The following is a 23,522-nucleotide window of genomic DNA, read 5'->3' on the forward strand; positions in this document are numbered from 1 at the left end:
ATGTTTACAAAGCCTATAAGCGGGCTAAAAGAGATTTAGACGCGTTGGCTAGTGATCCCAAATACCAAAATCGCGATGTGTAGTCTTAAGTGCGCCTTATTTGTGTTCTTGTGCAATGTGGGGGGGGCTGGTGGGGTGGCTTATGGCTGGGGGGCTGTGGGTTTACTCAATTTTGAAGGGGCGTTTATAGGCTTTTTACTGGTCTTGCTCACAGGATACCAAAAACTCAAAAACGCCTTGCAAAACCCCACGCAAAAAATCCCTTCTAAATTTGTGCTGGGCATGGAATTGGGCTTGAGCTGGGGCAAGATCGGAGCATACATGTTACTCTTGGGCGCGCTCTTGGCTCTCATGCGCTTTGGACTCTTTGTTCCCCTCCCCTATCTTTTGGGGCTTGGGGTGTGTTTGGGGAGCGCGCTAGGTCTTTGCCTGCTTAAAAAACCCTAGGCTTGTTTGAGCTTTTGGACGATCTGAGAAGTTTGCCTAGCGATCGCCCACTCTTCATTGGTTGGCACGCGCAAAATCTGCACGGCTGTGTTGGGTTGGCTTAGATTCACCACGCCCTTGGGCAAATTTTCATTGAGTTGCGCATCGAGTGCCATGCCAAAGTTCTCTAAATTGGCGCAAACGGCTTTGCGTAGGCGCGCGCAATTTTCCCCCACCCCTCCCGTGAAGATCAACGCATCAATTCTGCCTAGGGCTAATAAGTAAGACCCGATGTATTTGCGGATACGATAGGCATACATTTCAAAGGCAAGTTTGGCTTTTTCATCGCCTTGTTCGATCAACGCCTCCACGCTACGCATATCGCTTTTACCACACAAGCCCTTTAACCCGCTTTCTTTGTTCAACACATCATTAACCTCTTGTAAGCTCTTGCCCTGAATTTGCATGATATAGCCTAGTAAAGCCGGATCCAAATCCCCCGAGCGCGTCCCCATAATGAGCCCCTCTAAGGGAGTCAATCCCATAGAGGTGTCTACACTCTTGCCCTCTTTAATGGCGCACACACTTGCCCCATTGCCTAAGTGCAAAGAGATGGCGTTGAACTGATCGTAGGGGATGTTTAAAAACTTGGCTGCTTCCATCGCCACGAAGTGGTGTGAAGTGCCATGGAAGCCATAGCGGCGCAATTTGTAGGTTTCATAGAGATCATGGGGCAGGGCGTAGGTGAAGGCATGGGGGGGGATGCTTTGGTGGAACGCGGTATCAAAAACAGCCACTTGGGGGATGTGGGGGGCGCGTTTTTTCAGGGCTTGGATCCCCCTTAAGTGCGCAGGATTGTGTAGGGGGGCTAGGAAAGCGAGTTTTTCAATGTGGGCGATCACCCCCTCATCAATCAGTGTGGGTTCAATGAATAAATCCCCCCCATGCACCACGCGATGCCCCACTCCATCTACATGCCCCAAACTCTTTAACACCTCTAGATGTGCCAAAGTGTCCTCTATGTGTTGCAAACCGGCATCGTAGGTAGGGATGTCCAAACATTCCTTACTAATCTGGGCGTGCCCTTGGTGGGTATAAATTTGGGCTTGCGAACACTCCCCGCCAATCTGCTCTACAATGCCCTTAGCCAGCACGCTTTTTTTCTCCATGTGGAACAACTGGAATTTAATAGAGGAACTCCCTAGATTTAAGACGAGAATACGCATGCTCTACCCCTGTGCTTGGATAGCGGTGATAATGATCGTGTTGATCACATCTTCTACCAAACAGCCCCGACTCAAATCATTGACCGGTTTTTTAAGCCCTTGCAATACAGGACCGATGGCTAGAGTTTTTGCGGTGCGTTGCACGGCTTTATAGGCGATATTGCCCGCGTCTAAATCCGGGAAAATAAAGACATTGGCTTGTCCGGCTACAGGGCTTCCGGGCATTTTCTTAGCCCCTGTTTTAGCATCGATAGCCGCATCAAATTGCAAGGGACCATCAATGAGAAGATTCTCATCTAAATGGCGCGCGATCTCCAAAGCCTCACGCACCTTATCTACATCAGGACCCTTGCCAGAAGTGCCCGTAGAATAAGAGAGCATGGCAATTTTGGGCTCGATACCAAAACTCTTAGCCGTGCGCGCGGAACTAAGAGCGATATGGGCTAACTCTTGCGCGCTGGGGTTGGGGTTGATCGCGCAATCAGCAAAGACTAGCACACGCGTATCCAAGCACATGAAAAACACACTAGACACCAAACTCACACCCGTGTGGAGTTTGATAGTTTGCAAGGCAGGGCGCACGGTGTCTGCTGTAGTGTGCGTGGCTCCTGAAACCATACCATCGGCATGCGCGCTATAAACCAACATGGTCCCAAAATAAGTCGGGGTTTTGACTAACTCTTGGGCTTCTTGTAGGCTTAACCCCTTGCTTTGGCGCAAAGCATAGAGGGTGTTAGCAAAATTGTCTAAATACTCAGAGGTATTAGGGTCTATGATCGTGCACGCTTGCAAATCAAGCCCTAAGTCTTTGGCATCTTGGGCGATCTTGCCAGCTTGACCCAGCAAGATGATCTTAGCGGCTTGGCTTTGGGTGATCGCTTGGGCAGCTTGCAGGATTCTAGGGTCTTGACTCTCGGGCAAAACAATGGTCTTGAGCGCGCCTCTAGCGCGCCTAAGCAACTCGGCTTGGAAGCGCACCGGGCTTAGGATCGCGCTCTTGCTTTGCTGGATGGCTTGTAGTGCTGGGCTTAAATCTTGTGGCAGGGCATCTAAATCCAAGACAAGGTGGTTGGTCTCACTCTTGTGATACCCCTGCGTCAAACTCAGCGGGTTAACAAGCCCAGCACGCACCAAGCTAGAGTGGGCTAGCGCGCACGCATGCGCGTCCCCTTGTAAAGCATTGATCACCACCAAATTCAGATGTTGGGCGAGTTTGGTAGCGATATTGGGGTCTAAGGCTTGCAAATTCTCCAACGCGCTAGAGCGCAACAGGAGATAATCCTGCTTGGCTAGTTGATCTTGATAGGCTTGTAGCCAAGGCGCAAAATCCCCTTTTTCTAACAAGGCGATGAGCCTAGGCACGGTCAGACCTAAGGTGGCTTCTACAACCTTAAAACTCTTAGGTTGCGTGGCGAACATGCCCTCTAAACAGGCTAAACTCTTTTCTTCTAGCGCGCCACTTGGCGCGATCAACAATATCCCATAACCCATTGGTCGTCCTTTATGTAAAGATAGTGTTATTATAACTTACTCTTGATCCAAGAGCTTTAAAATTTGCGCGACCACTTGGGGGGGGGGTTGGTTGGCGTTGATAATGTGTTGGGCTAGGCGCGCATACAAAGGGGCGCGCGCTACATAGAGCTCATAAAGGGCTTGTTGGCTTGTAAATAAGGGGCGTTTTGGGCTATCTTGTAACAACCGTGCGTGTAGAACTTCAAAATCGGCTTGCAAATAGCACACCACCCCGCTCCCTAGAGTATTATAAAGGGGCATACCCCCCCCAGTAGCTACCACGCAATTAGAGAGCCCGTTGAGGCGCGCGATGCATTGGGCTTCTAAATGCCTAAAATGCGCATCCCCATAGAGGGAGAAAATTTCCCCCACACTCAACCCCACTTCTTGGCAAATCGCCACATCGCTATCCACAAAGCCATAACCCAAATGTGTGGCTAGCAACTCCCCCACACAACTCTTCCCACTCCCCATAAACCCAATGAGCCACACCTTCATGCAAAGAGTTTGCTACCCAAAAATTCCCCTTGCATTTCTTGGGCGATCTCTAATAAGCGGTTGTATTTGGCGGTGCGCTCCCCCCTAGCTGGCGCGCCTGTCTTAATCTGGGCGGTATTAAGCCCCACAGCAAAATCCGCGATAAAACTATCCTCACTCTCTGCGCTACGGTGGCTCATCACACAGGCATAGCCCGCACGCTGGGCGCATTGGATTGTCTCTAAAGTCTGGGAGAGCGTGCCAATTTGGTTGGGCTTGATGAGAATCGCGTTGGCTAATTTGCGCGCGATACCTTGTTCTAAAAGGGCTTTATTGGTTACAAAGAGATCATCGCCCACAAGCTGGATTTTATTCCCCAAAGTGCTGGTGAGTTGCGCCCAGCCTTCGTAATCCTCCTCACCTAGAGCGTCCTCAATAGACACAATGGGGTATTGGCGGCACAGCACACTGTAATGTTCAATGAGCTCCTCACTCTCTAATTCCTTGTCCTCGCTATTGAGGGTGTAACGCCCTTGGGGGTTTAGCAGTCCACTACTAGCGATGTCTAAAGCCAGCGCGATCTGCGCGCCCGGCTTATAGCCTGCCTTTTCAATGGCTTTGAGCAACCACTCTAGGGGTTCTGTGTTGTTTTTAAAATCGGGCGCAAACCCCCCCTCATCGCCCACCCCCACGCTATAGCCCGCCTCAGACAACATCGCTTTGAGATGGTGGTAAACCTCCACACCCGCGCGCAAGGCTTCAGAAAAGTCTTCAAACCCTAAGGGCATGATCATATACTCTTGGAAGTCTAGGCAATTATTGGCATGCGCCCCTCCATTGATGACATTGAGCATGGGCACGGGCAAGATACGCGCGTTTAACCCCCCTAAGTAACGATAAAGAGGCAGGTGCAAGGACTGCGCGCTGGCGCGCGCCAATGCCATAGACACCCCTAAAACCGCGTTTGCGCCTAAATGCGCGTAATTGGGGGTATTATCTAGAGCTAGCATGAGCGCGTCTGCCCCAGCTTGATCATAGGGGTCTTTGCCCTGTAAAGCGGCGTTGATGTGCTGGTTGACAAAATTGCACGCTTGCAAAACCCCCTTGCCTAAAAACTTAGAAGAATCCCCATCTCTTAGTTCTAGCGCCTCTTTCTTGCCCGTGCTAGCCCCGCTAGGCACGATCGCCACACCCACACTCCCATCGCTAAGAACTACCTTGGCTTTTAGCGTGGGTTGGGCGCGGCTGTCTAGGACTTGGCTGGCATAAATTTGTGCAATATGCATTCTATTTTCCTTAAATGGTGTGGAAGGATTTTAGCAGAGTATTGTTAGATTTGGACGATCAAAGCCAAAATCCTAAAATGTGCCTATTACGCGTTAGTGTTACTAAATGTAAGTCGCGCCACACCTAATTTATAACATTCAAGGTTTATTAACTAAACGCTTATTTTAGTGCACGACAATGCTCGGTAAATCTTTCAAGGGGATGAGATGGCAGAACAAGCGGAAGTTTATATTTACAGCGCGAAACGAAGTCCTATAGGGTCGTTTAATGGGAGTTTGTCTAGCGTGCCGGCCACAACTTTGGGGAGTGTGGTGGGCGCACAAGCCCTAGAGGCTAGCGGGTTTGATTCTAGCTTGGTAGATACCTGCATTGTGGGCAATGTGATCAGCGCTGGACTCAAGCAAGCCCCCGCTAGGCAAGTTGCCCTCAATGCTAATTTGCCTAAGTCTGTGGGCTGTTTTTTGGTGAATGAAGCTTGTGGCTCGGGCTTGCGCGCGGTGATGTTAGGGGCTAATGCCATCGCCCTAGGGCGATCCCAAGTGGTTTTAGCAGGGGGGATAGAAAACATGAGCCTAGCCCCGCATTTGCTCATGGGGAGCAGGGGGGGGTTTAAGATGGGCGATGCCAAGTTAGAAGATAGCTTGTTTAAAGATGGTTTGCTAGATGCTTACCAACATGCCTTAATGGGGGACTTTGCCGAAGGGTGCGCTAAGGATCACAAGCTGAGTAGGGAAGAACAAGATGGCTTTGCCAAACACAGCTATGAAAAAGCCCTCAAGGCGCTTGAAACGAAGGCTTTTGATTTGGAGATCGTGCCCATTAGCGTTAAAGGCAAAAAGGGGGAGGTGCTGGTGAGCCTAGATGAGGAGCCGGGTAAGGTAGATTTTGACAAGGGCTTGAAACTCAAGCCTGCCTTTGATAAGGAGGGGACGATCACCGCCTTTAATGCCAGCAAGATTAGCGATGGGGCGAGCATGTTAGTCATTGCTAGCCAAGAGCTAGCAAAAGACACTTCTACTAAACCCTTAGCTAAAATCCTAGATTACAATTCTTTCAGCCACGATCCCCATCTCTTCCCCATTGCCCCTGCTCCGGCTATCAAAGAACTTTTAAAACGCAACCACAAACAAGTGGGCGACATCGATCTCTATGAGATCAGCGAGGCTTTTGCGGTGGTGGGGCTTTTAACCCAAAGAGAATTGGGGCTCAAAGATACACAGGTAAATGTGCATGGGGGCGCGATTGCTTTAGGGCATCCCATCGGGGCGAGTGGGGCTAGAATTTTAACGACTCTAGTCCATGCCCTGCATACCCACAACAAGCATTTAGGCGTGGCGTGTCTGTGTGTGGGGGGGGGGCGAAGCGGTGGCGATGTTGGTTGAGAGATTATAGGGAGCGCAGATGAAGGTGGTTAGCAGTATTGAGCAAGCCATTGCGGGCGTGCAAGATGGCATGACGATCATGTTTGGAGGCTTTGGGCTGTGTGGCATTCCAGAAAATGCCATTTTAGCCCTAAGCAAAAGCGGAGTTAAAAACATCACTTGTATTTCTAATAACCCCGGGGTGGATGACTTTGGGCTGGGCTTGTTAGTGAGAAACAAGCAAATTAAAAAGATGATTGCTAGCTATGTGGGCGAAAACGCCACCTTTGAGCAGCAATTTTTAGCCGGCGAAGTAGAGGTAGAATTTAATCCTCAAGGCACTTTAGCCGAGCGCATTAGAGCCGGGGGGGCGGGCATTCCGGGCTTTTACACCCCCACCGGGGTAGGCACGATCATTGCTCAGGGCAAGGAGCACAAAGAATTTAACGGGCGCACCTACATTTTAGAAACCGCACTTAAAGCGGATTTTGCTTTTATTAAAGCCCAAAAGGCAGACAGCTATGGCAATCTGATTTTCAATAAAACCGCGATGAATTTTAATCCCATGATGGCTAAAGCGGCTAGGGTGAGCGTGGTAGAGGTAGAAGAGATTGTGGAGCTAGGCGCGTTAGATCCTAATTTTATCCATGTCCCCGGGGTGTATATCGATCGCATTTTCAAGGGGAGCTTTGAAAAGCGCATCGAACAACTCACACTCAAAAAGGGAGAATGATGGATTATAGCAACATGGGTTGGAGTCGCCAGCAAATGGCGCAAAAGGCGGTGGAGGATATTAAAGACGGGTATTCCATCAATCTAGGCATTGGCATCCCCACTTTGGTAGCCGATTTCATCCCCAAAAATATCCGGGTGATGTTGCAAAGCGAAAATGGGATGCTTGGCATGGGACCCTTTCCCACACAAGAGCAGGTCGATCCCGATCTCATCAACGCGGGCAAGCAAACCATCACGCAAGGGATTGGGGCGAGTTATTTTAGCTCTGCTGAGAGTTTTGCGATGATTAGAGGGCAACACATTGATTTGACGATTCTAGGGGCAATGGAGGTTTCAGCAAATGGGGATTTAGCCAGCTGGATGGTGCCCGGTAAGCTAGTGAAGGGCATGGGGGGGGCGATGGATCTAGTGGCAAGCGCGAAAAAAGTCATTGTGCTCATGCAACACACCGATAAAAAGGGTAATTGTAAGTTAGTCAAGGAGTGTAGCCTGCCCCTCACAGGTCCTAAGTGTGTTTCTAAGGTGATTACCAATTTGGGGGTGTTTGCGATCAAAAAGGGCAAGTTCATCCCCCTAGAGTTAGCCCCGGGGGTGGATCAAGCCCCATTACCTTAAAAGGAGGTGCTAGAACATCATCATGCCTTATGTCATCACAATCCAAAAAACAGCAAAGGACGGACATGAAATACCTAGTCAATTTAGATAATGGCGGGACTCTCACAGATATTTGTGTGGTGCGCGGTTCAGAGGTGCGTTACACCAAAACTCTAACAACCCCCGTGGATTTATCTGAGTGCTTTTTTAAAGGCATCACAAAAGCCAGTGAGGAGATTTATGGCGCAGGTGGTTTTATCAAGCTATTGCACACCACTGAGCTGATTCGCTACTCCTCCACCCAAGGGACAAATGCCCTAGTGGAGCGCAAGGGACCCAAGCTAGGTTTGATCACCGATGATCCCCACTTGCATGCCAAACTCACCCAAAGCGCGAATCAAAAAGACCTCTTTGAAAGTTTGGTTGGCACGCGTTTAGCGCTCTTGGGTCATATCCACGATCCCCATAAAATAGAGAGTGAGTTGGTGAGCGCGGTTAACACCTTGACTAATAAGGGCGCAGAACGCTTGGTGGTGGCTATAAAGGATAAGGACACCGAAAGGGAGTTCAAGCATGTTTTTTTACTGCAATTCCCTAGGCACTTGCTAGGCTCTGTGCCCGTGCTCTTTTCATGGGAGTTTACTAATGACACGAGTCGCACTAGACGCATTTGGTCAGCGTTGCTTAATAGCTTTTTACACCCCACGATGGAGCGTTTTTTATACTCTGCTGAACACCGCCTCAAAGCCCATAAGGTGAAAAATCCCTTGCTCATTTACCGCAATGATGGCGCGTCCTCGCGGGTGGCTAAATCTGTCGCGCTTAAAACCTATTCCTCAGGTCCTAGGGGGGGGATTGAGGGCACAAAAGCCTTAGCTAAAGCCTATGGTTTTAACCATGTTTTGATGGTGGATGTGGGGGGCACCACTTCAGATGTGGGCGAAGTGGAAGCGCACAAGATCAAGACTGAAAGACGCGGATCTGTGGAGGGCATTCAAATTTCTTTTGAGCTGAGCGATGTGAAATCTTTTGGGGTGGGAGGTGGATCAATTTTGCGCGTGGATGATAAGGGTAGTATCACCGTGGGACCAGATAGCGTAGGGGCAGCCCCCGGACCGGCTTGCTTTGGCTTTGGGGGCAAGGAGGCGACCATGACCGATGTCAATGTGGCTTTAGGGATCATCGATCCAGACACCTATTTGAATGGACAACAAAAACTAGACAAAGAGCGCGCCATTCAGGCGATCAGCGAGAAGATCGCCAAGCCCTTGGGCGTGAGTTTAGAAAAAGCCCTATTTGCCATACAAGAAGCCTACGCCCAAAAATTAGCCGCATGTTTGAGCGCGCATGTGCAAAAGGACACGGTGCTAGCAGCCTTTGGGGGCGGGGGACCTATGAGCGCGTGTTTGGCTGCAAAAAAAGCGGGCATCAAGCGCGTGATTGTGCCTAAATTGGCTGCGGTGTTCTCTGCTTATGGGATCAGTTTCTCAGATGTCGCCCAAACTTTTGAGCGCGACATCACGGACTTGAGCAAGTCTGAGATTGAAACAATCCAAGCGCAAATGCATGAACAAGCCAAACGCCACATGTTCCAAGAGGGTTATAATTGGAGCGAGTGCAAGCATGAATGGAAAGTGGTGGTAGAAAACGCCGATGGGTCTGAAGACCATGTTACCCACTTGGGGGACACCGCCCAAATCAATGTGGATCAAAGGCGCATTTTGGCATGCCATGTGCGCTATGAACTCTCCCACCCTAGTTTGCGCGCCAGCTTACCCAAACCTAAAACCAGTGCCAAAGTGAGCGGTAGCCGTGAGGTGCTACAAGAGGAGGGGAAACGCCCAACCCCTGTGGTGATCTTGCTAGACCAACAAGCCGGCGCGCACATGGATGGTCCTGCCATTGTGGAGGGTCCCTATTTCACTACAAGAGTGCCTGAGGGGTGGAGTTTGCTCATCACCGACAATGGCGATTTGATTTTAGAAGACAAAGCTTAAGGAGAAACCATGCGCGTTCCAATGACTGAATACCTGATGATCGATCTCAATAGTGAAAGGTGGCTGTGCCGTGTGTGTGGGCATGACTTTGGGGATGCTAGAGACACTTACAAAAAAGGCACGCTCATTTACGATCGCAACCCCGAGGAGATCCACCCCCCCATTTTAGACCCCAAACGCTACCAGTACACCTTTTCTCCCGATCCTAAATTTTGCCGGATCTATGAGTACTACTGCCCCACCTGTGGGACCCAGATTGAAACCGAGTATGTCCCCCCCCATTACCCCCCCACCATTGACATGCTTTGGGACATTGATGACTTAAAAAGGCGTTGGCAAGAGATTGGGGAGGACCCAGAAACCAGCGTGCATTATGGTCCGGGGGAAAACGCCCAAGCGGATTTGCGCGCCAAATTTGACAAAAAATAAGGAGCTGGCATGAAACGCATTTCTGTAGACATTGGCGGGACTTTCACGGATTGCTTTTTTGCATGGGATGGGACTTACATTGAATCTAAATCCCTAACCACGCACCATAACCTCTCTTTGGGCTTTAATGCCGCGCTAGATAACGCCTGCAAGATGGCGGGACTTACCCGTGAGCAGGTGTTAAAAGAGGTGGATAGCGTGCGTTATGCCACCACTTTAGGCACAAACGCCCTCATTGAGGGCAAGGGTCCTAGAGTGGGAGCCATTGTTACGCATGGCTTTGAGGATACCATCCACCTTTCAAGAGGCAAGGGCTATGGGGAGGGGCTAGATGTTACCGAGCAGGGCAATATGCCCAATGCCCAACGCCCTGACCCTATCGTGCCAAGGCGTATGGTGCGCTCTGTCAAAGAGCGCGTAGATAGCGTGGGCGAAATTTTAGTCCCCCTGCAAAAAGAGGATGTGCGCAAGCAGGTGCGCGATTTGGTGGATAATGGCGCACAAGCCATTGTAGTCGCGCTCACCAATGCCACAGAGAATCCTAGCCATGAGCAATTGGTGTTAGAAACCATCTTAGAAGAATACCCCGCCCACGAACTAGGAGCGATCCCGGTGATTTTAAGCTCCCAAGTCTCAGGGCGCAAGGGCGAGTATGTGCGCGCCAATACGACTATCATTGACGCATTTCTCTATGAAATCATGTTCCATGCCCTGAGCCAACTCAGCTCTAACTTGCGTGATAGCGGGTATGGCAAACCCATGCTGGTGATTCACAATAGCGGAGGGATGGCACAGAGCAATTCCACAGATAGCTTGCAAACCATCCACTCTGGACCTGTGAGTGGGGTGAGTGCTTCCCAGCACCTCTCAGAAACTACAGATATTGGCAATGTGGTTTGCATGGACATGGGCGGGACTTCCTTTGACATTGGGATTTTACCCAAGGGCGGGGTCAAGCACTACGACTTCCAGCCCGTGATCTGCCGCTGGCTCGTAACTTTGCCCATGATTCACTTAAACACACTAGGAGCGGGGGGAGGATCGATTGCCACCTACGATCGCATCCACAAGGCGGTTAAGGTGGGTCCAGAAAGTGCGGGCTCTGATCCCGGACCTGCTTGCTACGATCGCGGGGGGCTTAATCCTACGGTAACCGATGCGGATTTGCTCCTAGGCTATTTGGATCCGGAGAATTACGCCAATGGGGTGATCCCTCTCAACCCCAAACGATCCAAATTTGTCATTGAGGACAAGCTTTGTGATGCGCTGGATTTAGATGTGATCGAGGTAGCAAAGGTCATCAAGCGCACGGTGGATGAGCAGATGGCAATTGGCATTGAAATGGAGCTTAGAAAAAACGGGGGCAATGTGGATGAATTTACCATGGTGGCTTATGGGGGCAATGGACCCCTGCATGCCTGTGGGATTGCCTACCATGCTGGGATTAATAAAATTCTCTTCCCCCCCTTTGCATCCGTGTTTTCGGCTTTGGGAGCGGGCAATATGAAGCCTTTACACATCCACGAGCGCAGTGGCTACATCGTGCTTTACGAGCCCATTGAGCGCAAGCTCTTTGATGAATACGAGCGCATGAACGAGTATATCGAGGAGCTAGAAAGACGGGGCAAGGAGGATTTACGCCGTCAAGGTTATGACATCTCTGGCGTGCAGCACCGCTTAGAGATGGATATGCGCTATGGCAACCAACGGGTTACTACCTCTGTGGTGCTGGACATCAACCGCTTTAATCATGTGGGCGATGTGTTGCGCGCGATTCGCACTTTCTCAGATGTCTATGCTAAGCGCTATGGCAAGGGGGTAGAAGCCCCAGAGGCCGGAGTGCGCGTGCAAACCGTGCGGGTAGCAACCTTCATTGAAACCGATGTGGTGCATTTTAAAGAGCTCTACAGCGATCACAAGCGCACAATCCCTAGCGCTAAGAGCCACCGCAAGGTGTATTATGTGGATGAAAAAGAACCCATTGAAACCCCTATTTACGATGAAAGCGTGTTGAACGCTAACTATGTCATCCACGGACCTGCCATCATCACCACCAAGAGCACCACCTACTTGATTGAGAAAAATTGGCGCGTAGAACCCACGCCTCAAGGTGCTGCTTGGCTTTTAAAAGACGGAGTAGATTCTAAATAAGGAGAGAACATGCAAAACCAAGGAACCCATGTGCAAGCCCACAAACACCCCCATGCCCACAGCCACCACGAACACGCCCCCAAAAAGGAGCTCAGCGCGGAGGAACAAGCGTGGGTGGATGATTTTATGAACGAAACCACCCTCTTTTTAGGTCCCGATCCAGCCATCATGCGCCACCACTCTATTGCTAAACGCACTCCCCTAGAAGAGGAGGTGCTTAAAAAAGGGGGTAATCCTCTGCTCTATGATAGGATTCGCCGCCGCCTAAGTGGCTCTTTAGATGAAGCCTTTGAGATGTGTGAGAGCATGGGGGCAGCTCCGGGGGCAAAATGGGCGGATTTGTCCGTAGCGGTCTATACTTCTAGCGGGGATGTGTGCTATATGTCTAATCGGGGTGTGATCGCCTTTGCCGCCGTCTTGCACCACCCGATTCGCTACATCATGAAGTATTGGAAGGACGAGCCCACCGTGGGGATTCATCCCGGGGATGGTTTTTTCCACAATGACGCGCGCTTTGGGTGCGTGCATAACACCGATCAATCCATGCTCACTCCGGTAATTCGCAATGGAGAGATCATCGCTTGGGTGGGCGCGACCATCCACGAGGGCGAAAATGGGGCATGTGAGCCCGGGGGGATGCCCTCTGGCTCTGAAACCCCCTTTGATGATGGCTTGCGCGGGAGTCCTATGAAAATTGTTGAGCGGGGCAAATTGCGCCGGGATTTGCTCACCTTTTTGCAACACTCCACGCGCGATCCTAAGTTGATGCTCGCCGACATTAAGGTCAAAATGGGAGCAGTGCGCCGGGTGATGGACATTGTGGATCGCATGATCGATGAATATGGCATCGATGCCTTTGTGGGGGCAATTCGCATGACTGTGGAGGATGTGGAAAACGAAGTGCGCCGCCGTATCGCTGCCATGCCCGATGGCATGGTAACCGTGGAGCAATTTGTCGACTCCACACTCAAAGAAAATATCTTGATCAAATTTGCCTGCAAGATCACAGTCAAGGGCGATCACATGACTGTGGATTTGAGAGGCTCTGGCAAGGAGATCATCAACCGCGCCATCAATTCTCCCCTAGCCTCCACGAAGGCGTTCTTTGCCCAAGCGATTTTAAATCACTGGTGGCCCGATCTGCCCCGCTCTACAGGGGCGCTCTCACCCATTGAGATCATCTCCGATGAGGGCACTTGGGGGGATTGCTCTTATGACGCGCCCAATGGGCAAAATTTGCAAGCCTCCTTTAGGGCATTTAGCGCTTTGCAGATCGCTTATGCCAAATTGCAATTCTCCATGCACACCAAATACGCCAATGTCCTAGCCCCTTGGTTTAACCAAATCAACGACTTTTTATGGGGTGGGGAGACTCAACATGGCGAGCAGGTGGGCAACTTGTGCGCGGATTTGAATGGCATGGGCGGGGGGGCAAAAGCCTTTAGAGATGGCGAGGATGCAGTCGCGCCCTTGTTCTGTGCGATGGCAGACATTGGCGAACAAGAGGTGATGGAAGAAGAAGTGCCCTTCTTGCAACTAGTGAGCAAGCGCGTGGTGCGCGACAATCAGGGCTTTGGCAAGTATAGAGGGGGCATGGGCTATGAAATGATTGTGGCTGCGCGCAACACACCCGAATGGGGCTTTATGACCGTAACTTCGGGGGCGAAATTCTCTAGTGTGCCCGGGCTCTTTGGGGGCTATGGGTGTGCGACTTACCCCCTAGCGATGGTCAAGGGGATCAATATCTTTGAGATCATTAAGAAAAACCCCGAAGAGTTTGACCTCTCTATGGAGCGCGTGATGAATGAACGCCCCTTTAAAGGGGGGGTTTATACCACCTACCACATGGGCTTGCAATTTGACCGCTCCCAAGAGGGCGAGCTTTACATGATCGCCCAAGGCTGTGGGGGGGGTTATGGGGATGTGCTCGAGCGCGATCCTGAGATGGTGATGGAGGATTTACAAATCGGGCGCATCTCTGAACATGTCGCCTCCAACATCTACAAAGTGGTTTGGGACAAAGAGACTTTTGTCGTGGATGAGCAAGCCACCGCCCAGCTGCGCGCCAATGAGCGCAAAGCCCGCTTAAAAAGGGGACTGCCTTACGATGAGTTTGTCAAAAAACATGTCAAGGACGAACCGCCCAAGGACCTTTACTACTATGGCTCCTGGGGCGAGGACAACCCTGAAGAGTTGATTGCCACCGTGTGGGATCACCACGGACCCAAACGCATTAAAGGCAAGCTCAAAGACATCCCCCTAGTGGTGATGCCCAACCGCCATGTCGTCAAAATCGCCCAGCTAGAAAAACGGGTTGAGGAGTTAGAGATCAAATACGAGGGGGGCGTGCGGCCTAAATTGGTTTAGGCTACAGCTAGATTGGGCACGCACAGCGTGCCCTCTTAAACTCCAAAAGCCTCTCTCAACACCCGATCAAAAGAGCCAAACACATTGCCTAAATCGATAAAGAAAAAGCGCGCACGCACACAAGTGCGCTCCCCCTAAGCCCAAAAAAGATTAAACACTTGGCACACATTAAAAAACTTGACAAATTAACTAAAAAATGCCTAAAATGCGCCCAGCTTGAAAGTTCTTTGACTTATCAGTGTTGCAACAATGACATAGAGTGCGCCAGTGCACGCCTAGAGAGATGTCCTTACACATATTCTTTAGCGCGCGGGTATTCCCTATTTTAGGGCGTGCGTGTTCTTAAGGGAGTTGGGGGGGTTCCTTTACAAAATGAGTTTTTGATTGGGTATCGCCACGCTTTTTTCTTGAAATTCTTTGTCATCTCTGTAGTATTTTGCTACAACCTTGTAACCCTCTTGCTCGCGTTGTATGTTCTCAATCACAAAAAAGACATTGGGCTCTTTAGGTTTGCAAAACGCCATGCCTAGAGTTTGCATCATCGCCTCATCTTGTTTGGTTTGTTTGCGTTGTTTGATGGATTTCTTGATCTCTTTGATAGTTTGTTTGCTTGTAATCTCCCATGCAATGGTTCTCAAATCTCTTTGGGCTTGTTCTTTGTCCTTGCTTGTCTTAGTGAGTGGTTGGAAGTAGAATTGGATATGGGTGATGCGATTGCCCATGCCCTTAGTTTTTAGTTTCTCATAGCAAAGATTTTCAAAGTGGGGGAGCTTGTGGAGCTCTTTGAGAGCGGGTTTGAGGATAGCGCGTTCAACTACTTCAAGTAACTTGACACTTGCAGGTATCCCCATCAACTCCCTAAACTCACTCCACTCTCTCTTAGGAGGCACTCCCGTGCTTTTCCATTGCTTGAGTAGTCTATAAAGAGTCTTGGCGTATTTGCTACGGATACCCTGAAACTCTAAGAGCTCAAATGAAGTGAAGTTAGCGTTTAAGAAGTTGAGCAAGTAACCAAAGTAAGGCATATTCACTTGGATTTCTATGCTCTTGACTTGAGTCTTTTGGGTGTCGTGGTAGTTAATGCGAAACTTCCTAAAGAGCATAATGCTCTCTTCAGCACGGGGGTAGAGTATCCAAAAGTTAGCTAGTCTAATATTTTTCCAAAGTCTTTTGACAACACCGCTCAACTCATTTTTACTGATTTTAACCGCATGCACCATTGCTTTAATTTCATCAATATTAAACACCAAGAGATCATCTTGCTTATCCTTGAGCTTTTGAAAGATCGCAAAGAGCAAGTTTGTTTCTAATGCGCTCAGTCTACCTAGAGACACAGAATTGACATCGTTATGAAAAGTAACATACTTCTCAGCAATGGGGTTATGGAGTGTGGGTTGGGACTGGGTGATAACTGGGGTTGCTGGGGATTGTAGGGATTGGGCTTCTTGGTGGGTGGATAGTTGTGTAGCGACTTCTGAGTTTGTCTGCGATGTTATAGTTTGCTGGCTTGATCTGTGTTGTGTGAGTGTGTCTTTGGACTGAGTTTGATCTAGAAGTTGGGTGGTAGGAGGAGTTTGTCTGGTTAACTCTACTAACTTTTTGAGGCAGTCGGTCTTTTCTCTTTCCAAGGATTGTTTGTAAGCTGTGTTTGTTTCATCATCAATCAACATTTACAGATCATTGAGCGTTGCATTAAGGTTTGTTTTTGTCCCTGCCCTCCCATTGCTATCTGTCCTCATCTATAAATTTATGCGGTATTGTATGGATTAAAAATTTAATTATGCCTATTAGTGTGGATTTTACTGCCTATTACTCTCCACGAGCTCCGCGGGGGGTCTAAAAGGTTAAAAAAGCGAAGCTTTTTAAAAAGGTTAAAAACCTGCGCATGCATGCATGCGCGCGCATGGCGCGGGCGCGCATAATGCGCGGGACTCGCGCGCGCATGCGCGAGCTTTGCTTAAAAAAAAACGAGAAATTTTGCTAGATCGTGGTGAATCGCTAGGTAAGCCAAGCTTGCGCTTGGCATTCATATTGCTATTGGGGGCAAGCCCCCAAACCCCCAAGAGAGGGCTTTTGAAGTGAGGAGAAAGGGTAGATAGCAGGATGGATGATTCAAGAGTTTTTGGGAGAAACGCGGTTTGTGAAAAGAGGGGTAGAGCAGATATAGCGTTTAAAAGCCCGTACAACGCTTTGGAGAGGTTAAAGAGTAGGGGAAAATAAGTTAGTGGTATTGTTGCGATTGTAGAGCCTCCTAGGGGGCTAGAAAGGGCATTCAAGTGAATGCGGAGAGATGACAAAAACGATTTACGCCTAGAAATCGCTCAAAAAATGGCTTTTTGGGTCTTGCATTGAGAGTTTTTAGAGCTTTGAGAAGTAGATGGGATTGTTTGTTTAGAGTGCTTGGAGTTTTTGGGTAAAAGTGCCTGTTTTTGTCTTGTCAAGCAAGTGAAGCAAAGCCCTAAATCAAATATAGCGTTTAGAGCGATTTTAAGGGGTCATAGAGCGCAAGGTTAGGGGTTAGGAGTATCAAACTATGGTTTGGTGGTTGGAAGCGATTGTAGTGGCTTGTATGTAAAAAAAGATCAACACGGTGTATGAGAGCAAAAAGTTTGTATCAACATCTTAGATATTGCGCTCCACCACATTCTGCCCTCTGATTATTCACACCTGACCTTTTAAGCAAAAGACTTTAAGTGTGTCGGTGCTGTTTAGCTGTCTGTTTCAAACTATAGCGTTTTTAGTGTATTTAAAGGTTCGTAGAGCGAAAAGTTAGTTCGTAGAGCGAAAAGTTAGGGGGGTGCGTCTGTATTCTTTTTGTTCAAAAGCGATTGTAGAGCCGTTAAAATGGCTAGAAACACGATGTACCCTATTTTAGGCGGTTGGCAAGGGCTAGAATGTGGCAGAAAAGCCGATAGCGTGGGTGTTTGCGGGGGTTTAAAGATTGGGCAAGGTAGGGTTGGGTATAGTTTTGGCACAAATGGCACACAAACTAAGTGGCTTGTCTTTGCTCCAAAGGGAGCACTTTTTAGAACCTTGCGTGTTACGCTCACGCACCACAGCAACGCTATAGAGGGTTTAAGTTTACAATTAGGCGAAACCAAGCAACTTTTAGAAAAGGGTTTAACCGCTCCCAACAAGCCCCTACACGAACAGCTTGTTATTTTGGGGTTTGCCAATGCCTATGACTTGGTTGTGCGTGAGGCTAGCAACAAAGACACGCTTTTAACCACAGATTTTATTAAGGATTTGCACTACTTGTTGTTTAAGATGGCTTTAGACATAACCCCGCAATTTGTTTCAGTGCCCATCGGCACTTACCGCACAGCTGAAGTTAGCATTGCGGGTGCAAAGTTTAACACCACCCCTCCCCATCTTGTTTCTCAAAAGTTAGAAAACTTGTTGTTTCAACACCCAAGCAATGCCCTTAACCTAGCCAAAATTGCTATGTTTCATGCCGAATATGAGCGTATCCACCCTTTCATTGATGGCAATGGGCGCACGGGTCGGTTGATTATGGCGTTTCAAGCTATCCAAAACAACTTAACTCCACCTTTGATTATGGACAACCAACGGAACGAATATTTAAGTCTTTTGGAAAATTGCCAAACGGATAGCGATTATGTGTCGTTTGTCCATTTTTTAGAGCGTTGCCAAGAGCAAAGCTTAGAACATGTGAAACAAAATACTTTAAGCCACAAATATAGGCTTTAGCAGATGGCGGACACTAGCATTCACACATAGGGTGGGTGAAGTGGGAATGGCTTAGAATTTTTGAACATCACGCAACTGACGCAAAAAGGAAAAAGGGCATGTTGGATTTTTCACAATGCCAAGTGGATATTACTAAGATTTATGGTGGCGCAAAGGGCAAGAAAAAGGCGATAATGTGGAAAGGTGCGCGCTTCATGTTGAAGTTTCCGCCCCCAGCAAGCAAAAACCCAGAGATGTCTTATGCCAATAGTTGCATAAGCGAATATGTGGCGTGTCATATCGTGGAAAGTTTGGGATTGTTAGTGCAAGAAACCCATTTGGGCATGTATGGCGATAAGGTGGTGGTGGCGTGTAAGGACTTTACAGCGAATAATTGCGAGTTTGTGGACTTTATTGCCTTGAAAAACAGCGTGTTAGAAGTGGAGCGGAGTGGTGGCGACACAGGACTAAGCGAAACATTGATAGTGTTGGAGAAACAACAGATTGTAGATGTTTTGACACTCAAGCGGTTCTTTTGGGATATGTTTGTGGCGGACACCTTGTTAGGCAACTTCGATCGTCATAATGGCAACTTTGGTTTTCTCAAAGACCTCCAATACAACAGCTATAAGATCGCACCCATTTTTGATTGTGGCTCGTGTTTATTCCCGCAAGCGGACACGCAGATCATGCAAAAAGTTTTGGACGATCCCAAAGAGTTGGAAAAACGCGTGTTTACCTATCCTCTATCTGCTCTCAAAGACGATAAGGACAAAAAAATCAATCCCTACAATTTTTTAATGACGACAGACAATATAGATTGTCTAAATGCCCTTGTGCGCGTAACTCCAAGAATAGACATGGCTAAAATTTGCGCCATTGTTGATGAGACACCAGCAATCACACAAACCCAAAGAGAGTTCCTAAAAACTATCGTTCAGGCAAGAAAGGATTGCATCTTAGACCCAGCCTACACTAGGGCTTTGGACAAGACATGCCAAAACACTTTAAGCCACACATACAGGCTTTAGCAAGTTGTGTGCCTATTTTGCGTGTGTGTGAGATCAAACTCCTCGCCGTTTGCACCACTTGAGAAACCCCCAAAGAAACTCAAAATATTTATCAACAACACCCCTATTAAACCCTTTAACCCGTTTAACCCCGATCACCCAGCGACCTTGAAGAAAGAGGCAGAGGTCATTACCTACAATGAAAAACAGATCAAAGTTACCCCCTTTATTCTGCCGCACCATTCTAAGGTTTCTCAAAGTGAGTGGGAGAAGTATGGGGGCAGCGATGGCTATGTCAAATCCCAAGGGTTTTATTTGTATCGGGCGCATAGATTGCTCGTTTATGGGAAATGGTGGGGGCTTCTTAAGACGAGCGAGGCAACTAAACTTGTGCGCATTAAAATTGAAATTTCTAACGATCAAGACGATCTTTGGAGCATCGATGTGAAAAAATCTATGGCAAACCCAACTACAGGGATCAAAAATGAGTTAAAACGGATTATGCTCTGTTCTATCAGAAGATGGTAAAAAGCCTTTTTCTGCGCGTGGGCGCAAGATTGAGGATAAAAGCGTAGTGCGATTTTGGGACTTCATGCGTGTAAATCCTCCAATGCATTTGCGATCAACAAAGACCATCCTTATAAAAACTTAATAGACGCACTGGAAGATTCGCAAAAGAAACTTTTAAATCTCTATCTCAAATCGCTCCAAGCCTATCTCCCCCTAGAGGCGATCCAAATCCAAGTACAACAAAACCTCCACGCTTTTTTGCAAGAAGAAACTATTTCTGAAACTGAAAGAAAAGAAATGCTAGAATGGGCTGAAAAATTGGGCTTGAGCCCAGAAGGAAATCGCCCACATCGGTGGCTTTAAAAAACGAGAGTAGAGGAGTTGTTATGGATAGTTTTTGTGAAAGAATTTTAGACATGGCTAAAGGAAATCTGCAAAATAAGAAAATTAAGAAAAGAGAGAATGGCGAAGACTTGAAAAAGGAAGACATAGATCAGGAAATCAAATACATTGAGGATCATTTTGATGCATACCGTATCAGTCTTCATAGCGACAGAGATTCCTTGGGAGATAATTGTAAAGCGCAATTACGATTGGATTTAGAAGAATTTTTTGGTGTTGGTATTCAAGAGCCAAGTCTAGGTATTCAAGAGGAAGAGCAAAGAGAGCGCGACACATCGTGGTATAGTAAAAATTTGGAGACCAACCCGGATCGATTCTTTTGGGATAAGCAGAAAAAATTTCTTGAAACAGACAAAGAAGAAAGTGTGCCTTTAGATGTGATTGGGGGTATTGATGAGGATACAGATTGGATCATGAATCGACTCGGTGATCCCAAACAAAAAGAAATTTTTAAAATTTATGGTTTGGTGGTGGGGCATGTGCAGTCAGGAAAAACAAAAAATTACATTTCCCTGATCGGAAAAGCAGTGGATGCAGGTTATAAATTCATCATTGTTATAGGAGGTCATACTGACCTATTAAGAAACCAAACACAAGGGCGTACCGATCGGATGTTTGTAGAATTGCAAGGAAATAATAAAAAGGTAGGCAGGCTTACAACAGAGGTAAAAGATTTTGATGAAAACATTGCTGATGCAGTTCTTAAATCGATTGAAGCTAATGCGACCATTCTCTTGGTAATCAAAAAAAATTCACAAATACTTGAAAAGATTGTAGATTGGATCACACAACAAAAGGATAAAAAATTTGATGAGTATGCAATGTTGCTCATTGATGACGAGTCAGATTGGGGATCGAGCAATACAAACAAAACCGACGACAAACGAACAGCAATTAATGGGTGGATTAGGGAGGTTTTAAGTTTTTTTAAGAAAAGTTCTTATGTTGCCTATACGGCTACCCCATTTGCCAATATTTTCATCAATCACAGAATAGATGGGGATTTGTTTCCAAGAAATTTTATTTACAAGCTTAAAACTCCCAGTAATTATTGTGGGGCTCAAGAAATTTTTATAGACAACCCAGAGCAGTATTTGGTGGAGATTGACGACTATAAGAGTGCGTTTCCGTCCAAAAAATCAAAAACCCATCAAATTTTAGAATTGCCAAAAAGTTTATTAGAGGCAGTTCATGTATTTTTTATCAATATCGCCATTAGGTATCTGAGGGGGCAAGAAAAGCCCAATAGCATGTTAGTCAATGTAGGCATTCCGATAGAAAGACACATGCGTATGACCGATCTAATCGGTAACTATATCGATCCTCTTAAAAAAGCAGTGTTGGGATACGCCAAACTTCCAAACCCCGAAGAGCAAAGCCCCTTAATTGCCAAGATGCAACAAATTTTTCAAAACAAAATCAAACAAGATGGCTGGCATGTTGAATTTTCTTGGCCGCAAATTTTAGAAAAGTTATCTACAATCATCAAGGATGAGGATATTGTAGTTAGAGAAATCCATGGAGAAGCTAGACAACACTTCAAACTCTGTAACTACGAAGAAACGAAAAATGTCATTGCTGTGGGGGGATTAAGTTTAGGGCGCGGATTTACCTTAGAAGGCTTGAGTGTGAGCTATCTTATCCGTAAGTCGCAACATTACGATACTCTCATGCAAATGGGGCGTTGGTTTGGTTATAGGAGGGGCTATCAAGACCTCTGTAAAATTTACATGCCAAGAGGAGCACAAGAGGATTTTACTTCTATTACCAACAATATAAATGAATTCATGGCACTATTACAGAAAATGAATGAGGAGGGAAAAACTCCAAATGACTTTGGGTTGGCTATTAAAGCAGATTCAAAGAGGAAACTACGCCCAACAGCCCCCAATAAAAGCAGGCATGCTAGAGCAAGACGGCAGAAAGAAGAAGAACTATTTGAAACTAGCAGATTTAGTACGAATAAGAGTGTACATGAGAAAAACTTTGACTATCTAGTGGATTTTGTCAAATCACTCGAGGGCTATCGTTGTAAAAATCCCAAGGAACTCGAGTATAACAATGTAGGTAAAAATACTCTCTATCTTGATGTTGATAAAAATGAAGTGCTAGCTTTTATCAAAAAGTTTATCACCGATGAACAAGATGTGATTAGAAAAGGTCTAGAATATCTTGAAAGTAGCGATGAGGCGTGGGATGTGGCTTTATGCAGTGGTAGTGATAAAGAAGTAGAGAAATTAAAGGAAGTGGGATTGCAATGTAGAGCTGTTTCGCGCAAACATGGAAAATATGTGGGTGATGGGCACATAGCCCCCTCACATAGGATATCCCAGGCCTACCCATATAAGGTTTTTGTCAAGAGAAAATATAAAAAAGGGATAGATAATGCTTCTAGCTTACGAAAAGAATTGGCAAGACCGACCCTCATGTTGCATGTTTTAAACATAAAAAAAGACGACAAGGGAGAACCGTATAATAATGTACCTGCCTATGGTTTGTGTTTCCCTAATAGGGGTGAGAGGGATTATTCTTCAATACTTTTCGAAAATACGGTGTCCCAAGATCAAATCGATGGAAAGCATGGGCATGGTTTAGAAGAGGATGATGACGATGAATAATCCTTGGCAGGATATGCCAAAAAACACCCAAAGACGGGTTAAGAGCGATTGCGTGCACGACCTCTTTTGGATGGTGGATTTAGAGGGGCGGTATATGCTGAGTATTGGCGTGGCTGTCAAAACAAAGCCTTGTAAGAGTGTCGCATTTGAGGGTTTAAGTTTTCATGTGGCAAATCAAGAACATATCACGCAATTTTATGTGACTCTTAACAACCACGCAAATTGGCAGTTCTTTAAACTTGTTTGCGAGGACTTGATCGCCCTTTTAGATGACAACGCAATCACTCAAAACATCGCCCCACAGATCACGCAACGGCTCTTAAAGTGGAAAAAGTTATTTGCAAGCAAAGAGGACTTTGGGTTAGAAAAACAAATGGGTTTATTTGGAGAACTGCACTTTTTAAAAGAAGCGATGGGGTGTTTAGGGATTAAAGAAGCTTTGGATGCTTGGGTGTTTGACACGCAAGACTTTTTATTTGACAATATGGCTGTGGAGATCAAAGCACACCCCTCTTCAAAACCCCCAAAAGTGACCATCTCATCTGCCGAACAATTGGAGAGCAGTAAAGAAAAATTATATTTAATCGCCTATGCGCTTACACAAAGCACCTATGGGGATAGCGTGGAAGACTTAGCAAAAGACATTGAGGGGTGTATAGAGGATAAAACACATATTGAATTGTTCTATACAAAACTATTTGAATGGGGTTATAAACAAAACCCCGATTAA

General features: G+C 47.2%; 19 protein-coding genes. 14 read left to right on the forward strand and 5 right to left on the reverse strand.

Annotated elements, in window-relative coordinates; all coding sequences use genetic code 11:
* Window positions 1–102: 102 nt before the first annotated feature.
* Window positions 103–447 carry a hypothetical protein gene (locus EAO33_RS03730; protein ID WP_235853039.1) on the forward strand — a complete coding sequence of 115 codons (345 nt, stop codon included), beginning with the start codon at window positions 103–105 and terminating at the stop codon, window positions 445–447.
* Here the strand turns inward: EAO33_RS03730 and EAO33_RS03735 are convergent.
* Genes EAO33_RS03735 through eno form a run of 4 tightly spaced genes read right to left on the reverse strand, consistent with a single transcriptional unit; the run spans window position 444 to window position 4,927 of the window.
* A complete protein-coding gene (locus EAO33_RS03735) occupies window positions 444–1,652 on the reverse strand; it encodes an acetate kinase (protein ID WP_120945137.1) in 1,209 nt (402 codons plus the stop codon). The two genes, EAO33_RS03730 and EAO33_RS03735, sit on opposite strands and share 4 nt — an antisense overlap.
* A 3-nt stretch (window positions 1,653–1,655) precedes the next feature.
* Window positions 1,656–3,143, reverse strand: a complete 1,488-nt coding sequence (gene pta / locus EAO33_RS03740) for a phosphate acetyltransferase (RefSeq protein ID WP_120945139.1) — start codon at window positions 3,141–3,143, stop codon at window positions 1,656–1,658.
* Window positions 3,144–3,179: 36 nt separating this feature from the next.
* Window positions 3,180–3,662, reverse strand: coding sequence for a shikimate kinase (locus tag EAO33_RS03745; protein WP_120945141.1), 483 nt, complete (start codon window positions 3,660–3,662; stop codon window positions 3,180–3,182).
* A complete protein-coding gene (gene eno, locus EAO33_RS03750; protein WP_120945143.1) occupies window positions 3,659–4,927 on the reverse strand; it encodes a phosphopyruvate hydratase in 1,269 nt (422 codons plus the stop codon). The genes EAO33_RS03745 and eno overlap by 4 nt, the downstream gene beginning before the upstream one ends.
* A gap of 207 nt (window positions 4,928–5,134) precedes the next feature.
* Here eno and EAO33_RS03755 point away from each other — a divergent pair, with 207 nt between their 5' ends.
* The 7 genes from EAO33_RS03755 (at window position 5,135) to EAO33_RS03785 (ending at window position 14,562) form a co-directional block, all read left to right on the forward strand.
* Complete coding sequence (locus tag EAO33_RS03755; protein WP_120945145.1) at window positions 5,135–6,310, forward strand: thiolase family protein; 1,176 nt, start codon at window positions 5,135–5,137, stop codon at window positions 6,308–6,310.
* 19 nt (window positions 6,311–6,329) lie between these two features.
* Window positions 6,330–7,022, forward strand: coding sequence for a CoA transferase subunit A (locus tag EAO33_RS03760; protein WP_120945147.1), 693 nt, complete (start codon window positions 6,330–6,332; stop codon window positions 7,020–7,022).
* Entirely contained in the window at window positions 7,022–7,639 is a 618-nt protein-coding gene (locus EAO33_RS03765; protein ID WP_120945149.1) for a 3-oxoacid CoA-transferase subunit B, read from the forward strand. Before EAO33_RS03760 ends, EAO33_RS03765 begins: the two co-directional genes overlap by 1 nt.
* Before the next feature lie 65 nt (window positions 7,640–7,704).
* Window positions 7,705–9,615: a hydantoinase/oxoprolinase family protein gene (locus EAO33_RS03770; RefSeq protein WP_120945152.1), complete on the forward strand. Its 1,911-nt coding sequence runs from the start codon at window positions 7,705–7,707 to the stop codon at window positions 9,613–9,615.
* 9 nt (window positions 9,616–9,624) lie between these two features.
* A complete protein-coding gene (locus tag EAO33_RS03775; protein ID WP_120945154.1) occupies window positions 9,625–10,044 on the forward strand; it encodes an acetone carboxylase subunit gamma in 420 nt (139 codons plus the stop codon).
* 9 nt (window positions 10,045–10,053) lie between these two features.
* Window positions 10,054–12,195 carry a hydantoinase/oxoprolinase family protein gene (locus EAO33_RS03780; protein ID WP_120945156.1) on the forward strand — a complete coding sequence of 714 codons (2,142 nt, stop codon included), beginning with the start codon at window positions 10,054–10,056 and terminating at the stop codon, window positions 12,193–12,195.
* A 9-nt stretch (window positions 12,196–12,204) separates the two neighbouring features.
* On the forward strand, window positions 12,205–14,562 hold the full coding sequence (locus EAO33_RS03785) for a hydantoinase B/oxoprolinase family protein (RefSeq protein ID WP_120945158.1): 2,358 nt from the start codon (window positions 12,205–12,207) through the stop codon (window positions 14,560–14,562).
* A 365-nt stretch (window positions 14,563–14,927) separates the two neighbouring features.
* Here EAO33_RS03785 and EAO33_RS03790 read toward each other — a convergent pair whose 3' ends face one another.
* Window positions 14,928–16,232, reverse strand: a complete 1,305-nt coding sequence (locus EAO33_RS03790) for a replication initiation protein (RefSeq protein WP_120945160.1) — start codon at window positions 16,230–16,232, stop codon at window positions 14,928–14,930.
* A 1,174-nt stretch (window positions 16,233–17,406) separates the two neighbouring features.
* Between EAO33_RS03790 and EAO33_RS03800 the strand changes: the two genes are divergently transcribed.
* The 6 genes from EAO33_RS03800 (at window position 17,407) to EAO33_RS03825 (ending at window position 23,522) form a co-directional block, all read left to right on the forward strand.
* Window positions 17,407–18,273, forward strand: a complete 867-nt coding sequence (locus EAO33_RS03800; RefSeq protein WP_235853040.1) for a Fic family protein — start codon at window positions 17,407–17,409, stop codon at window positions 18,271–18,273.
* Window positions 18,274–18,371: 98 nt separating this feature from the next.
* Window positions 18,372–19,283, forward strand: coding sequence for a HipA domain-containing protein (locus EAO33_RS03805; protein ID WP_120945163.1), 912 nt, complete (start codon window positions 18,372–18,374; stop codon window positions 19,281–19,283).
* Window positions 19,284–19,430: 147 nt separating this feature from the next.
* Window positions 19,431–19,790, forward strand: coding sequence for a hypothetical protein (locus tag EAO33_RS03810; RefSeq protein WP_162982198.1), 360 nt, complete (start codon window positions 19,431–19,433; stop codon window positions 19,788–19,790).
* A gap of 54 nt (window positions 19,791–19,844) precedes the next feature.
* Window positions 19,845–20,135, forward strand: coding sequence for a hypothetical protein (locus EAO33_RS03815; RefSeq protein WP_120945167.1), 291 nt, complete (start codon window positions 19,845–19,847; stop codon window positions 20,133–20,135).
* A gap of 23 nt (window positions 20,136–20,158) precedes the next feature.
* Window positions 20,159–22,792, forward strand: coding sequence for a Z1 domain-containing protein (locus EAO33_RS03820; RefSeq protein WP_120945169.1), 2,634 nt, complete (start codon window positions 20,159–20,161; stop codon window positions 22,790–22,792).
* Complete coding sequence (locus tag EAO33_RS03825; protein WP_162982199.1) at window positions 22,779–23,522, forward strand: PD-(D/E)XK motif protein; 744 nt, start codon at window positions 22,779–22,781, stop codon at window positions 23,520–23,522. Before EAO33_RS03820 ends, EAO33_RS03825 begins: the two co-directional genes overlap by 14 nt.

Origin of the sequence: Helicobacter labacensis (genome assembly GCF_003660285.1) — a bacterium.
GTDB lineage: Bacteria > Campylobacterota > Campylobacteria > Campylobacterales > Helicobacteraceae > Helicobacter > Helicobacter labacensis.